14 protein-coding genes are annotated in these 13,121 nt (G+C 69.3%); 5 read left to right on the top strand and 9 right to left on the bottom strand.

Annotation, left to right across the window (positions count from 1 at the left end; translation table 11 throughout):
- The gene (locus tag ACQI46_RS20485) at positions 1-1,362 is read right to left on the bottom strand and encodes an FAD-binding oxidoreductase (RefSeq protein WP_427095876.1); all 1,362 of its coding nucleotides are present in this window, start codon (positions 1,360-1,362) and stop codon (positions 1-3) included.
- A 10-nt stretch (positions 1,363-1,372) separates the two neighbouring features.
- Positions 1,373-2,608, bottom strand: a complete 1,236-nt coding sequence (locus ACQI46_RS20480) for an MFS transporter (protein WP_427095875.1) — start codon at positions 2,606-2,608, stop codon at positions 1,373-1,375.
- Positions 2,609-2,678: 70 nt separating this feature from the next.
- Between ACQI46_RS20480 and ACQI46_RS20475 the strand changes: the two genes are divergently transcribed.
- Together ACQI46_RS20475 and ACQI46_RS20470 are read left to right on the top strand one after the other, a co-directional pair.
- Positions 2,679-3,515 carry a uracil-DNA glycosylase gene (locus tag ACQI46_RS20475; RefSeq protein ID WP_427095874.1) on the top strand — a complete coding sequence of 279 codons (837 nt, stop codon included), beginning with the start codon at positions 2,679-2,681 and terminating at the stop codon, positions 3,513-3,515.
- Between the two features lie 76 nt (positions 3,516-3,591).
- Positions 3,592-4,641: an LLM class flavin-dependent oxidoreductase gene (locus ACQI46_RS20470; protein ID WP_427095873.1), complete on the top strand. Its 1,050-nt coding sequence runs from the start codon at positions 3,592-3,594 to the stop codon at positions 4,639-4,641.
- Here the strand turns inward: ACQI46_RS20470 and ACQI46_RS20465 are convergent.
- The 3 genes from ACQI46_RS20465 to ACQI46_RS20455 are packed head-to-tail and all read right to left on the bottom strand — an operon-like array spanning position 4,638 to position 6,045.
- On the bottom strand, positions 4,638-5,096 hold the full coding sequence (locus ACQI46_RS20465) for a nitroreductase family deazaflavin-dependent oxidoreductase (RefSeq protein WP_427095872.1): 459 nt from the start codon (positions 5,094-5,096) through the stop codon (positions 4,638-4,640). The genes ACQI46_RS20470 and ACQI46_RS20465 overlap by 4 nt on opposite strands.
- A 3-nt stretch (positions 5,097-5,099) precedes the next feature.
- Positions 5,100-5,537, bottom strand: coding sequence for an HIT family protein (locus ACQI46_RS20460; RefSeq protein WP_427095871.1), 438 nt, complete (start codon positions 5,535-5,537; stop codon positions 5,100-5,102).
- Between the two features lie 4 nt (positions 5,538-5,541).
- Positions 5,542-6,045 (bottom strand): DNA-deoxyinosine glycosylase, encoded by a 504-nt coding sequence (locus ACQI46_RS20455; RefSeq protein WP_427095870.1) that lies wholly within the window; start codon positions 6,043-6,045, stop codon positions 5,542-5,544.
- Here ACQI46_RS20455 and ACQI46_RS20450 point away from each other — a divergent pair.
- A complete protein-coding gene (locus tag ACQI46_RS20450) occupies positions 6,044-7,222 on the top strand; it encodes an adenylate/guanylate cyclase domain-containing protein (RefSeq protein WP_427095869.1) in 1,179 nt (392 codons plus the stop codon). The two genes, ACQI46_RS20455 and ACQI46_RS20450, sit on opposite strands and share 2 nt — an antisense overlap.
- Here the strand turns inward: ACQI46_RS20450 and ACQI46_RS20445 are convergent.
- From ACQI46_RS20445 to ACQI46_RS20435, 3 genes are read right to left on the bottom strand one after another with little or no spacing between them, the layout of a single operon-like run.
- A complete protein-coding gene (locus ACQI46_RS20445; RefSeq protein ID WP_427095868.1) occupies positions 7,206-9,419 on the bottom strand; it encodes a heavy metal translocating P-type ATPase in 2,214 nt (737 codons plus the stop codon). The genes ACQI46_RS20450 and ACQI46_RS20445 overlap by 17 nt on opposite strands.
- A complete protein-coding gene (locus ACQI46_RS20440; protein WP_427095867.1) occupies positions 9,416-9,559 on the bottom strand; it encodes a hypothetical protein in 144 nt (47 codons plus the stop codon). The genes ACQI46_RS20445 and ACQI46_RS20440 overlap by 4 nt, the downstream gene beginning before the upstream one ends.
- Positions 9,560-9,563: 4 nt before the next feature.
- Positions 9,564-9,770: a heavy-metal-associated domain-containing protein gene (locus tag ACQI46_RS20435; protein WP_427095866.1), complete on the bottom strand. Its 207-nt coding sequence runs from the start codon at positions 9,768-9,770 to the stop codon at positions 9,564-9,566.
- Positions 9,771-9,822: 52 nt separating this feature from the next.
- On the opposite strand from ACQI46_RS20435, the gene ACQI46_RS20430 reads away from it, so the two are divergent.
- Together ACQI46_RS20430 and dtd are read left to right on the top strand one after the other, a co-directional pair.
- A complete protein-coding gene (locus ACQI46_RS20430) occupies positions 9,823-10,446 on the top strand; it encodes a DUF305 domain-containing protein (protein ID WP_427095865.1) in 624 nt (207 codons plus the stop codon).
- Positions 10,447-10,466: 20 nt separating this feature from the next.
- Complete coding sequence (dtd, locus tag ACQI46_RS20425) at positions 10,467-10,898, top strand: D-aminoacyl-tRNA deacylase (protein ID WP_427095864.1); 432 nt, start codon at positions 10,467-10,469, stop codon at positions 10,896-10,898.
- A 23-nt stretch (positions 10,899-10,921) separates the two neighbouring features.
- Here the strand turns inward: dtd and ACQI46_RS20420 are convergent, their stop codons facing one another.
- The gene (locus ACQI46_RS20420) at positions 10,922-13,087 is read right to left on the bottom strand and encodes a molybdopterin-containing oxidoreductase family protein (RefSeq protein ID WP_427095863.1); all 2,166 of its coding nucleotides are present in this window, start codon (positions 13,085-13,087) and stop codon (positions 10,922-10,924) included.
- Positions 13,088-13,121: the final 34 nt, after the last annotated feature.

Here is a 13,121-nt window from a genome sequence, read left to right as displayed (position 1 = left end):
CTAGATGCCTGCGCCCGGATTGAGGATGCCGTCGGGATCCAGCGCGGCCTTGATGCGGCGGTTGAGGTCCATCGCCTCGGGCCCGAGCTGTCCGGCCAGCCACGGCCGCTTGAGTCGCCCGACACCGTGCTCGCCGGTGATGGTTCCGCCCAGACCCACAGCCAGATCCATGATCTCGCCGAACGCCTGCTGGGCGCGCTGTTCCATCGCGGCGTCGGCGGGGTCGTAGACGATCAGCGGATGGGTGTTGCCGTCGCCCGCGTGCGCGATCACCGAAATCACCAGATCGTGGTTGGCGGCGATCTTCTCCACGCCGCTGACCAGTTCGGCCAACGCCGGCAACGGCACCCCGACATCTTCGAGCAGCAGCGAACCCTTGGCCTCCACCGCCGGAATCGCGAACCGGCGGGCCGCGACGAATGCTTCCCCCTCGTCCGGATCGGATGTCGAAAAGACCTCGGCGGCACCATGATCGGCGAACACCGCAGCCATGAACTCGGCGTCGTCGGCGCTGGCAGCTCCGCGGTCGTCGGACGCGGCGACCAGCATCGCCGCGGCGGTGCGATCGAGCCCCATCTTCAGCTTGTCCTCGACCGCGTTGATCGCCACGGTGTCCATGAACTCCAGCATCGAGGGCCGGATCCGGTTGGTGATCGCCACGACCGCGTTCGCGGCAGCCTCCACCGAGGCGAAGCTCGCGACCACCGTGGCCGCACCCTGTTGCGCGGGAAGCAGTTTCAGCGTGATCTCGGTGACCACGCCGAGGGTGCCCTCGCTGCCGACGAACAGCTTCGTCAGCGGCAACCCCGCGACGTCTTTGAGGCGTGGGCCGCCGAGCCGTACGGCGGTGCCGTCGGCCAGCACCACCTGTAAGCCCAGGACATAGTCGGCGGTCACGCCGTATTTGACGCAGCACAGCCCGCCGGCGTTGGTGGCGACGTTGCCGCCGATGCTGCAGATCTCGAACGACGACGGATCCGGCGGATACCACAGGCCGTGCTCGGCGACGGCCTGCTTGACCTCGGCGTTGAGCAGACCGGGCTGCACCACCGCGGTCCGGGTGACCGGATCGACGCGGATGTCGCGCATCTTCTCGGTGGACAACACGATCCCGCCGTCGAGCGCCGTCGCACCTCCGGACAGCCCGGTACCCATGCCGCGCGGGACCACCGCCACGCGGTGGGCGGTGGCCCACCTCAGGATGGTCTGGATTTCCTCGGTGCGACGCGGGCGGACCACCGCCAACGGCGTGCCGGCGCCGGGGTCGGCCGCCCGGTCCTGCCGGTAGGAGGCCAGAATGTCGGGATCGGTGACGACCGTCCCCTCGGGGAGGTCGGAGATCAGCACCTCCAGCGGTTGCACACGGTCGATACTAGGCCGGTGGCGTGGGTGGTTCGTCGAGATCACGCAACGCCGGCAGGAACACCGCCACCACCCCCACGAGCAGCATCGGTACCGACAGCGCCAGGAACGTCGTCTGCAGCCCGGCGGCATCGGCCAGCGGCCCGGCCACGACCAGACCCAGCGGCCCCGCCGCGTAGGCCAGCGACCCCATCACCCCGACGACCCGTCCCCGCAGATGCCGGGGTGCCCGGGTCTGCATCACGAAGTTGTAGATCGGCTGGATGGGTCCGTAGGCGAAGCCGCCGACGGCCGCCATCGTCAGGATGAGCGGCAATGGCGGCAGGAACGCGACGACGGTCATGGTCACACCCAGAGTGAGCACCGCGGCGACCATCGTGGCGCGCCGGCTCAGGAACCGCGACGTCACCGAGTAGCTCAGCGCACCGACCAGGCCGCCCACCGACAGCGCCATCAGCACCCAGCCCAGCTGTGCGGGTTCGTCGCGGTCGGTGAAGTACTTCGGGAACAGCACGCTTTCCATCGGCATGTACAGGCCGACCACCACCAGGTCGATCAGCGCCAGTACCCGCAGCACGCGCAGGTTCCACACGAAGCGCAGACCTTCGACGATGCCCGCCCACACCCGGTCGGGCAGCTCGTTGCGGTCGGGCACGCCGGCGCCCTCCAGGTGCACCGCCGCGATCAATGCCATGGACACCGCGAAGGTGCCCGCAGTGATCCACATGGTGTTGATCCCGCCGAGCGTCGCGATCAGCACCCCGCCGATACCGGGCCCCACGATGTAGGCCAGGTTGAAGATCGCCTCGTAGTAGCTGTTGGCCTTGTCCAACGTCCAGCCGGCCCGCACCGCCGCCTCCGGCAGCATGGTCTCGCGCGCCGTCATCCCGGCCGGGTCGAAGAATGCGCCCAGAGCGGCCAGGGTGGCCAGTACGGCGACGTTGACGGCTTCGGCGCCGAACGCCAGCGCGATCACCGGCACCGCGGCCACCGACAGCGCCGACAGCAGATCGGAGATGATCGACACCCGCCGACGACCCAGGTAGTCCACCGCAGCACCGGCGAACAGGGTGGCCACCAACAGGGGCAGCGTCGCCGCCATCGCCACCACCGACGCTTCCATCGCCGATCCGTTGCGCTGCAGCACCAGCCACGGGAACGCGATGATCGAGATGCCGTTGCCCGCACCGGCCATCAGCGCCGCGGACAGGATCAGCAGGATGGACCCGCGTTCGCCGGCGATCATGATCGCGGTGAATGTACCGCCACGTCACCGTCGGCGGCGACCGAATTTCCCGACCGGGCACACTGGGCGGGTGACCCTGCCACATCCGCGGACCGGCAAGGCGTTCCGCTCGCCGGTGCCCCCGGGCTCGGGCTGGCCCGGCGACCCGGCCACGGCGCGCACCGTGGTGGCCACGACGCCGGCCGAGGTCGCGGCGACGGCCGAAGGCGCCCGCACCCTCAAGCAGATCGACGCCGGGGTGTCGGTGTGTCGGGCCTGCCCGCGGCTGGTGGCCTGGCGCGAGAAGGTGGCCGTCGAGAAGCGCAGGGCGTATGCGGATCAGCCGTACTGGGGTCGGCCCGCGCCGGGTTTCGGGTCGGCGCGGCCGCGCATCTGGGTCGTCGGGCTGGCACCGGCCGCCCACGGCGCCAACCGCACCGGACGCGTCTTCACCGGGGACCGCTCGGGCGACTTCCTGTTCGCGTCGCTGCACCGCAGCGGCATGGCCAACCAGGAGTTGTGCGTCGACAGCGCGGACGGTCTGCAGCTCGACGGGGTTCGGGTCGCCGCGTCGGTGCGGTGCGCGCCGCCGGCCAACGCGCCGACGCCCGCCGAACGAAGCACCTGCGTGCCGTGGCTGGACGCCGAATGGCGGCTGACCAAGTCCGATGTGCGGGTGATCGTCGCGCTCGGCGGCTTCGCCTGGCAGGTCGCGCTGGCGATGATCCGGCGCGCCGGCGGCACGGTCCCGGTGCCGTCGCCGAAATTCGGTCACGGTGCCACCGCCGCGCTGACGACACCGGAGGGACCCGTCACGCTGCTGGGCTGCTTCCACCCCAGCCAGCAGAACACCTTCACCGGTCGGCTGACGCCGCAGATGATGGACGACATCTTCGCCACCGCCCGCGATCTCGCAAGTTCGGCGTGATTACCGTCGGTCAGCGACGACAACCACGCCGAAATCGCGCGGGAACGGAACCGTACCGCGCAGCGTTGACCCAGTAATGCGTCTCTCAGTCCTCGACCTCGTCCCTGTCCGGTCCGACCAGAGCACCGCCGACGCGCTCGCCGCGACGACGCGGCTCGCCCAGGTCGCCGACGGTCTCGGCTACACCCGCTACTGGGTGGCCGAGCACCACAACATGCCGTCGGTCGCCGCGACCAGCCCACCCGTGCTGATCGCGCACCTGGCGGCGCACACCTCGGCCATCCGGTTCGGTTCCGGCGGCGTGATGCTGCCCAACCATGCGCCGCTCGCGGTGGCCGAGCAGTTCGCGCTGCTCGAAGCCGCGCATCCCGGCCGCATCGATCTGGGCATCGGACGCGCGCCCGGTTCGGATCCGGTCACGTCCATGGCGTTGCGCGGAGCCGCCGGCCGCGACGACCGCGACATCGAGAACTTCCCGGATTACCTCGACGACGTCGTCGCACTGATGAGCAGCAACGGTGTGCGCGTGGCGCTGCCCCGCGATCTGATGCGCGACAACTACATCCTCAAGGCCACCCCGGCTGCGGTGACCGAGCCCCGGCTGTGGCTGCTGGGCTCGTCGATGTACTCGGCGCGATTGGCCGCGGCCAAGGGCCTGCCGTACGTGTTCGCGCACCATTTCTCCGGCCAGGGCACCGAAGAGGCACTGCGCCTGTACCGCAACGACTTCCGGCCCAGCGAGCTGACCCCCGAACCGGTGACCTTCCTGACCGTCAACGCGGTGGTGGCTCCCACGCATGACGAGGCCATGCGGTTGATGCTGCCGAACCTGCAGATGATGGCCAAGCTGCGCACCGGCCAGCCGCTCGGCCCGGTCGACCTGGTGGAGGACGCCGAGGCCAACCAGCTCAGCCCGAATGCCCGCGCGGTGGTGGAGGCGGGTCTGCGCCAGGCGGTGGTGGGGTCACCGGCCCAGGCGGCCGAGCAGTTGCACGCGTTGGCCGAGAAGTTCGGTGTCGACGAGGTGATGGTCCACCCGGTCGCGTCGGCCTACCGAGGCGTCGACCCGGCGACATCACCGGCCCGCGAGGTCACCCTGGAACTGCTGGCCAAGGAACTGTTCTAGGACGTCGGAGACAGCCGCACGATCGGGATCGGGCGGCTGGTCCGCTTCTGATATCCGTTGTAGCGGTTGGAGTTCTGCTTGTTCACCAGATCCCACATCCGCGCATAGTCCGGATCGTCGGGCAGCACCGGCGTCGCGGTGACACGGAGCCGACGCGGCCCGAGGTTGATCTCGACCCCCGGGTTCGCCTTGAGGTTGTGATACCAGCCGGGGGCCTTGGGGTCGCCCCCTTTGGACGCGACCACGAGGTAGTCACCGCGGTCCGGGAAGTAGGAAAGCGTGGTGGTGCGCGCCTTGCCGGTCTTGGCGCCCACGGTGTGCAGCAGCAGGCTCGGCGGGAGGCCCGGCAGCGGGATCCGGTGTCCGACACGGCCATTGGTGCGTTGATAGATCGTGTCGTGCATCATCAGGAGCCGGTATCCGATGTTGCGTTCCGCCCACTGCGTCAGGCTCATGGGTCAATCCTTCTCCGCGGCGTCCAGGCGCGCCAGTGCCTCCCGCAGAATGCGCCCGGTTTCCTCGCGGTCCGGGTCACGTCGCAGCAGCACGCCCTTGGCGAACGACAACTTGTCGCCGTCGCGGCGCGGCACCACGTGCAGATGGATGTGGAACACCGTCTGGAACGCGGCCTTGCCGTCGTTGATGGCGATGTTGTTGCCGTCGGCGTGCAGTCCCGACGCGCGCGCGGCGAGCGCGATGCGCTGACCGATCTCGGTCATTCGCGCCAGGGTCGAGGGCGGGGTGTCGGTCAGGTCGACGGTGTGCTGCTTCGGGATCACCAGCGTGTGGCCGCGGGTGAACGGCCGGATGTCGAGCAGCGCGAGGAAGTCGTCGTCTTCCCAGACTCGGATCGCCGGGGCGTCGCCGGCGACGATCGCACAGAACACACAGGACATCCCGTCACGCTAGCCGTTGGCTGATGCCGGCTCGCCAGGCCGCCAGTTTGTCGTCGAACCGCATGGTCTGCGCGGGGCTGGTCGACGGCAGTCGGTGGTACTGCAGCGGATGGTCGACCGTCACGAGCCGGTGGTAGTTCTTCTCCGCGGCCGCCCCGTTGAAGTACACGTGGCTGATGGTCGGATAGGTGGTGAACAACGACGTGAAGTCGTTGGCCACCATGCTGGCCGGTTCCACCGCGGAGTCGAGGCTGCCGGGTCTGCGGCACGAGCGCAGCACGTCCCACACGGCGACGCCGGCGGCGTTCAGTGCGGTGATGCGCTCGTCGTAGGGCGCTTCCGGGTCGAACCCGAACAACGCGCCGGTGATCCGCCAGAACGCGTTCTGCCGGTAGGCGTAGTAGCGCTGGGCGGTCAGTGAGGCGACTCCGGGCATGTTGCCCAGGATCAGGAGTCGGGCTCCGGGGGCGACGATCGGCGGGAAGCTGTGCACGGTCGGCGACGTCATGCCTCCTGTGTACCCACCGTCGGATACGTTGGGCGACGTGGCCCACGAAGCCGATCCGGATGCCGATCCCGAAGTCGCCGGATTGCTCGACGGACTCGACGGCGCCGCCCGCGAGGAACGTGCGGAACTGATCGCGTGGCTGTTCGAGCGCGGCGTGACTGCCGAGCAGATCCGCACCAGCTCGGCGCCGATGCTGTTGGCATCGCGACGCGTGATCGGTGACGACGGCCGCTATGTGTCGGCGCGCGAAGCCGCGAAGACCTCCGGTGTGGACCTCGAACTGTTCGAGCGCATCCAGCACGCGATGGGTCTGCCGCGTGTGGAGGATCCCGACGCCCAGGTGTTTCTGCGCGCGGACGCCGAAGCCGCGCGGTTCACCCGCGACTTCCTCGATGCCGGTATCGACGCCGACGAACTGGTTCAGATCACCCGGCTGCTCGGTGACGGCCTGTCCCGCGCGGCCGAGGCGATGCGCTACGCCGCGCTGGCCGCCGTGATCGCGCCCGGTGCAACGGAATTGGAGGTCGCGAAGGCGTCGGAGTCGTTGGTCGCTTCCATCGCGCCGCTGCTCGGCCCGATGATCCAGGATGTGTTGCTGTTGCAGCTGCGGCATGCCATCGAGACCGAGGCGGTCAGCGCCGGCGAACGCGCGCAAGGGCAGCATCTGCCCGGCGCGCGGGAGGTCAGCATCGCGTTCGCCGATCTCGTCGGATTCACCCGGCTCGGTGAGGCGGTGCCACCGGAGGATCTGGAACGCCTCTCCCAACGGCTGGCGGACATGACCCGCGAGGTCGCCGAGCCGCCGGTCCGGTTCGTCAAGACGATCGGCGACGAGGTGATGCTCGTGAGCACCGACCCGGGACCGCTGCTGGAGGCGGTTCTGCAGTTGGTCGACGACACCGACGGCGACGACGACTTCCCGCGGTTGCGGGTCGGTGTCGCGTCCGGGATGGCGGTCAGCCGGGCGGGGGACTGGTTCGGCAGCCCGGTGAACCTCGCGGCGCGCGTGACGGGGGCGGCGCGCCCCGGCTCGGTGCTGGTGTCCGAGTCCGCGCGCGAGGCGATCGGCGACGACGACCGCTTCCGGTGGTCGTTCGCCGGGGCGCGTCACCTCAAGGGCATCAAGAGCGACGTGAAGTTGTTCCGCGCGCGCCGGGCCGTCACCGCGACGGAGTGAAGGCCCGCAGCCGCAGGCTGTTGCTGACCACGAACACCGAGCTGAACGCCATGGCAGCGCCGGCGATCATCGGGTTCAGCAACCCGGCGGCGGCAAGCGGCAGCGCGGCCACGTTGTAGCCGAACGCCCAGAACAGGTTGCCCTTGATGGTGCTCAATGTCTTGCGGGACAACCGAATTGCGTCGGGCACTGCACGCAGGTCGTTGCTGATGAGCGTCAGGTCGCTGGCCTCGATCGCGACGTCGGTGCCGCTGCCCATGGCCAGGCCCAGATCGGCCTGGGCCAGCGCGGCGGCGTCGTTCACGCCGTCACCGACCATCGCCACGACCCGGCCCTCGTCCTGCAGACGCTTGACGGTGTCGACCTTGTCCTGCGGGAGCACACCGGCGATGACTTCGTCGATGCCGACCGCGGCGGCGACGGTTCGGGCCACCGCCTCGTTGTCACCGGTCACCATGATCGGCCGCAGCCCCATGCCGCGCAGCGTCCTGATCGCTTCCGCGGAGGTCGGTTTCACCGCATCGGCGACGGCGACCAATCCGCGTGCGCGTCCGTCCCAGCCGACCACGACCACGGTGCGGCCGTCGGTTTCGGCCCGCTGGATCGCGTCGGTCAGCTGTTGGTCGACAGGCAGTCCCTGCTCGGTCAACAGGCGGGCGCGCCCGACCAGTACGGTCTTGTCCTCGACGGTGCCGCGGACACCCAGGCCCCGGAGGTTCGTGAAGTCACGCACCGGCGGCAGGGTGCCGACTTTCGCTCTTGCGCCGGCGCTGATGGCCTGCCCGATCGGATGTTCGGAGGGATTCTCCAGCGCGCCGGCGATCCGGAGCACCTCGTCGACGTCCTCACCGTCCGCCGCGATCACCTCGGCCAGCTCCATGGTGCCGGTGGTCACCGTCCCGGTCTTGTCGATCAGCACGGTGTCCACTTCGCGGGTGGACTCCAGCACCTCGGGGCCCTTGATCAGGATCCCGAGCTGGGCGCCGCGGCCGGTACCGACCATCAGCGCGGTCGGTGTGGCCAGCCCCAGCGCGCACGGGCAGGCGATGATCAGCACCGAGACCGCCGCGGTGAACGCCGCCACCAACGAGAAGCCGGCGCCGATCCAGAAGCCCAGCGTGGCGACCGCCAGCGCGATCACGATGGGGACGAACACCCCGGAGATCCGGTCGGCCAGCCGCTGTGCGGCAGCCTTCCCGTTCTGCGCGTCCTCGACCAGGCGTGCCATCTGCGCCAGCTGCGTGTCGGCGCCGACCCGTTCGGCGCGCACCACCAGCTGGCCGTCTGCGTTGACCGTGGCGCCGACCACCTGGTCGCCGGCGCCGACTTCCACGGGCACCGACTCGCCGGTCAGCATGGATGCGTCGACGGTCGAGTAGCCCTCGAGCACGACGCCGTCGGCGGCAATCTTTTCGCCCGGCCGTACCACGAATTCGTCGCCGACGGCCAACTGGTCGACCGGGATGCGTTGGTGCACATCGCCTCTGCGCACCGTCACCTCTTTGGCGCCCATTTCCAGGAGTGCCCGCAGCGCGGCGCCGGCCTGACGTTTGGCGCGCGCCTCGAAGTAGCGGCCGGCCAGGATGAACGTCGTCACGCCGGCGGCGGCCTCGAGGTAGATGTGCGCGCTGCCGTCGGTGCGCGCGATGGTGAACTCGAACGGATGCGTGAGCCCGGGCGTCCCGGCGGTGCCCCAGAACAGCGCGTACACCGACCAGCCGAACGCGGCGAGGGTGCCGACCGAGATCAGCGTGTCCATGGTCGCGGTCCCATGGCGCAGGTTGGTCCAGGCTGCGCGGTGGAACGGCAACGCGCCCCACACCACGACCGGCGCGGCCAGGGTGAGCGACAACCACTGCCAGTGCGTGAACTGCAGTGGCGGAATCATCGCCATCGCGATCACCGGCACCGAGAGTGCCAGGCAGATCAGCAGGCGTTGCCGCAACGCCGCGGCCGGGTCGTCGTCCGCTGGCGTCTCGTCCGCGGCCCGGTCGGGCAGCGTCGCCTCGTATCCTGCGGCCTCGACCGCGGCGACCAGCTGGTCGGGACTGACGTCGGAGCCGAACTCGACGCGTGCCTTCTCGGTCGCGAAGTTGACCGTCGCGGTGACACCGTCGAGCTTGTTGAGCTTCTTTTCCACCCGGGCCGCGCACGACGCGCACGTCATGCCGCCGATGCTCAGTTCCACCGATGTCATCGCGACTCGATCGAATGAGAGTGCGGTTGCGGCGCGGGTGCGGCGGGCTCGGGTCCGAACGCCTGGCCCACCCACAGCGCGACGACGAACACTGCAACCAGCGCGGCAGCGAACGCGGCGACACGTACCGGAGCCGTCATGGTGTCAGCCCGCGAGCTGGTAGCCGGCCTCTTCGACCGCGGCCTTGACTGCTGCGTCGTCGACGGGGGCATCGCTGTTGATGGTGACCGTACCGTTGGAGAGGTCGATGTCGACGTCGATGACGCCGGGTACGGCTTTCAGTTCGGCGCGCACCGACTTGGCGCAGCCACTGCACGTCATTCCTTCGACGGTGATGGTGGAGGTGCTCATGCTGTGTACTATACCCCCCTAGGGTATGCCGAAACGAACAAGGAGGTTCGACGTGTCCGTCCGACGAGGCAAGACCGCCGCGGTAGGCGCCGCGATAGCCGCCGCCGTGCTGGTCATCTCTGGCTGCGGTCAGAACGAGACCGAGACCGCGCCCGACCACGGGACGCATCAGAACGACACGACGGCGCCGTCCGCGGACGCCGCTGCGACGCACAACGACGCGGACGCCACCTTCGCCCGCGACATGGTCCCGCACCACGAACAGGCGGTCGTGATGAGCGACATCATCCTGGCCAAGGACGGTATCGACGCTCGGGTGGTCGACCTGGCGACCCAGATCAAGGCCGCGCAGGGGCCCGAGATCGAGACCATGCGGCAGTGGCTGACCGATTGGCAGGTGCCGCCGACCGACCCGCACGCGCACCACGGCGGCAACCACGCCGAGATGGGCATGCTCACCGACGGTGAGCTCGACCAGCTGCGCAACGCAGAGGGCGTCGACGCGGCCCGGCAGTTCCTGACCGGGATGATCAGACACCACGAGGGTGCGGTGCAGATGGCCCAGACCGAGGTCGACACCGGCAAGTCCCCGGACGCGGTGCGCCTGGCCCGGGAGATCATCGAAAGCCAGCAGCGCGAGATCGACCAGATGAGGCAGATTCTCGACTCGCTCTGACGCGTGACACCATCGCAAACATGCGAATCCTGGTGCAGCGCGTCACCTCTGCGCGGGTGACCGTCGACGGCGACGTGGTCGGCGAGATCGCCCCGCAGGGCCAAGGCCTGCTCGCGCTGGTCGGTGTCACCCACACCGACGACGCGGCCATCGCGCGCCGGCTGGCCGAAAAGCTCTGGAAACTACGGGTTCTCGATGACGAGAAGTCGGCAAGCGAGGTCGGCGCACCGATCCTGGTGGTCAGCCAGTTCACGTTGTACGGCAACACCACCAAGGGCCGACGACCGACGTGGAACGCGGCCGCGCCGCGGCCGGTCGCCGAACCCCTGATCGAACAGTTCGCCACGGCACTGACCGAGCTGGGTGCCCACGTGCAGACCGGCGTCTTCGGTGCGGACATGGCCGTCGAGCTGGTCAACGACGGCCCGGTGACCGTGCTGCTGGAGCTCTGACTGCGGCGCGGGCGCGGCGTTGGTCAGCGCACCGGCTCGACCGCCACGTAGCTCGAGTTCAACGCGGCGGTCTGCGACAGCGGATCCACCGGTGCACCGTCGACCAGCAGATTGCGGTTGACGCCGTAAACCTGCGGCTCCGCACCGCCCTTCGGGTCGAAAACCCGTGAGCCCCAGCCGTGATCGATGACGACGACGCCGGGGCGGGGCCGGTCGTCGACGGTCGCCGTCAACTCGACGGCGCCGACGGGGGAGTGCACCTTCACACGGTCGCCGTCACTGATGCCGAGCCTGGCTGCGTCGGCGGGATGGATGACGACGTCGCTGCCCTTGCCTGACGGGTGCAGACCCGGGAGTTCGTTGAGCCAGGAGTTCATCGAGTGGCGGTGGCGCCGATTGGCCAGCTGGAACGGATATCCGATGGGCGATCGGGGTGCCGGCTCGGCGAGCAGTTCGCGGGCGCGCGCGACGAACTCGGCGGGCGCGATGTGCACCCGGCGGTCCTCGGTGCGCAGCGCGTCGCGAAAGTGACCGAATTCCCGTGGGCCCAATACCCACCCGTGCGGGTGGGCCAGCACGTCGCGCCAACGGATTCTGCGTCCACCGAACTTGCGGCTGGTCGCGATCAGCAGCCGGTTCACCCAGTGCGGCCCGAACTCCAGGCCGGCCTTGCCGGTCAGACGAGCCAGCCGTCGCGACGTCTTGACGAAGCCATTGAGTCCCGGTGCCCCGAACAAAGGGCGCTTCATCGCCAGCGCGAGGTCGGTGAAGATGCGCCACTCCTCGCGTGCGCCCGCCGGGGGATCGACGGCACGGACCCCGTAGTGCACGTAGGGCTCGTCGTGCAGGTTGCTCGTGAACGCCAGCAGGTCGTCGCGTTCCAGCCAGTGCACCGCCGGCAGCAGCCAGTGCGCGTGGCGGTGGCTTTCGCGTTGCACGAAATCGATGACCACCAGCAGATCCAGTTGCGCCAGGGCGGAATCCAGCTTCTCGCCGTCCGGTCCGGAGACGACGGGGTTGCCGCTGTTGATCACCAGCGCCCGGATTTGCCCGTGGCCGGGCGTGGTGATCTCGTCGGGCAGCTCGGAGAGCGCGTGCGCGCCGGCGACCAGGTCGCGTCCGCGCAACCGGCTCTTGTGCGGCTTGCCGCCGGCCAGCCCGGCCAGCCGCAGCGCATCGACGTACCCGGGCTCGAAACGTCGGCCTCCTGGGCGGTCCATTCGGCCGGTGATCACGTTGAGCGCGTGGCCCAGCCATTCGGCGACCGTCCCGGCCAGATGCAGCGACACGCCGGTGCGGGTGACCACCATCGCACGTTCGGCACTGGCGAATCCCCGTGCCACCGAGACGATGTCGGCGACCGGAACATCGCACCGGCCGGCCAGAGCGTCCAGGTCCGCCGCAGCCGTCAGGTCACGCAGTGCGGCCATACCGTGCACCAGGTCGGCGCAGTCCTGCCGGTGCTCGAGACGTTCGTCGAGGATCACCTTGACCATCGCCAGCAGCAGCGCCCAGTCCTGTCCGGGCCGGACCGGTAGGTGCACATCAGCGTGATCGGCGGTCTCGGTGCGCAGCGGGTCGACCACCACGATGGTCGCGCCCTGGTTGCGGCGCGCCAGCGCGCGACGCCACCCGCCGGGCACCGATTCCACCCAATTCCACGCGCTGACAGCGGGATTGGTGCCGATCAATAGGAAGTAGTCGCAGTTGTCGATGTCGGACACCGGGACCATCAGCGTCGATCCGTACATCTTCTCGGCGACGACATGCATCGCGTTCTGGTCCACCGAGCCGACGGCGTAACGGTTGAACGTGCCCACCGCGTCCATCCACGCGTTCATGAACATCAGGTTCGACGACGAGTACCCGGCCGGGTTGCCGTAGTACGCGGCGACGGCGTCGGGACCGCCGGTGTCGATGATCGCGTTCATCCGGCCGGCGATGTCGCCGATCGCCTCGTCCCAGCTGGTTTCGACATACCGGTCGCCGACCCGCTTCATGGGTGCGGTGATCCGGCGCGGATGCTCGACGACGCGGGCGGCGGTGCGGCCTTTGGCGCAGAAGTCCTGCCAGCTGTGCGGGTTCTGCTTGTCCGGCGAGATCTTGAGCACCTTGTTGTCGGCCACCGTCACCTCGAGTCCGCAGGACGCCAGGCAGTACCGGCAGAAGGTGTGGACAGTCCGGGTCATGCCGTCATGCTGCCCGAGCATCCGAGGGCCTGTC

The sequence above is a fragment of the Mycobacterium sp. SMC-4 genome (genome assembly GCF_050205565.1).
GTDB lineage: Bacteria > Actinomycetota > Actinomycetes > Mycobacteriales > Mycobacteriaceae > Mycobacterium.
This window is presented reverse-complemented; position numbering and strand designations above follow the sequence as displayed.

Bases quoted from the DNA above. Each gene is read 5' to 3' on its own strand.
- ACQI46_RS20460 (WP_427095871.1), bottom strand. From the start codon at position 5,537: ATGTCCTGTGTGTTCTGTGCGATCGTCGCCGGCGACGCCCCGGCGATC.
- ACQI46_RS20455 (WP_427095870.1), bottom strand. From the start codon at position 6,045: ATGACGTCGCCGACCGTGCACAGCTTCCCGCCGATCGTCGCCCCCGGA.
- ACQI46_RS20480 (WP_427095875.1), bottom strand. From the start codon at position 2,608: ATGATCGCCGGCGAACGCGGGTCCATCCTGCTGATCCTGTCCGCGGCG.
- ACQI46_RS20450 (WP_427095869.1), top strand. From the start codon at position 6,044: ATGCCTCCTGTGTACCCACCGTCGGATACGTTGGGCGACGTGGCCCAC.
- ACQI46_RS20465 (WP_427095872.1), bottom strand. From the start codon at position 5,096: ATGAGCCTGACGCAGTGGGCGGAACGCAACATCGGATACCGGCTCCTG.
- ACQI46_RS20440 (WP_427095867.1), bottom strand. From the start codon at position 9,559: ATGACGGCTCCGGTACGTGTCGCCGCGTTCGCTGCCGCGCTGGTTGCA.
- ACQI46_RS20445 (WP_427095868.1), bottom strand. From the start codon at position 9,419: ATGACATCGGTGGAACTGAGCATCGGCGGCATGACGTGCGCGTCGTGC.
- ACQI46_RS20420 (WP_427095863.1), bottom strand. From the start codon at position 13,087: ATGACCCGGACTGTCCACACCTTCTGCCGGTACTGCCTGGCGTCCTGC.
- ACQI46_RS20470 (WP_427095873.1), top strand. From the start codon at position 3,592: ATGCGTCTCTCAGTCCTCGACCTCGTCCCTGTCCGGTCCGACCAGAGC.
- dtd (WP_427095864.1), top strand. From the start codon at position 10,467: ATGCGAATCCTGGTGCAGCGCGTCACCTCTGCGCGGGTGACCGTCGAC.
- ACQI46_RS20435 (WP_427095866.1), bottom strand. From the start codon at position 9,770: ATGAGCACCTCCACCATCACCGTCGAAGGAATGACGTGCAGTGGCTGC.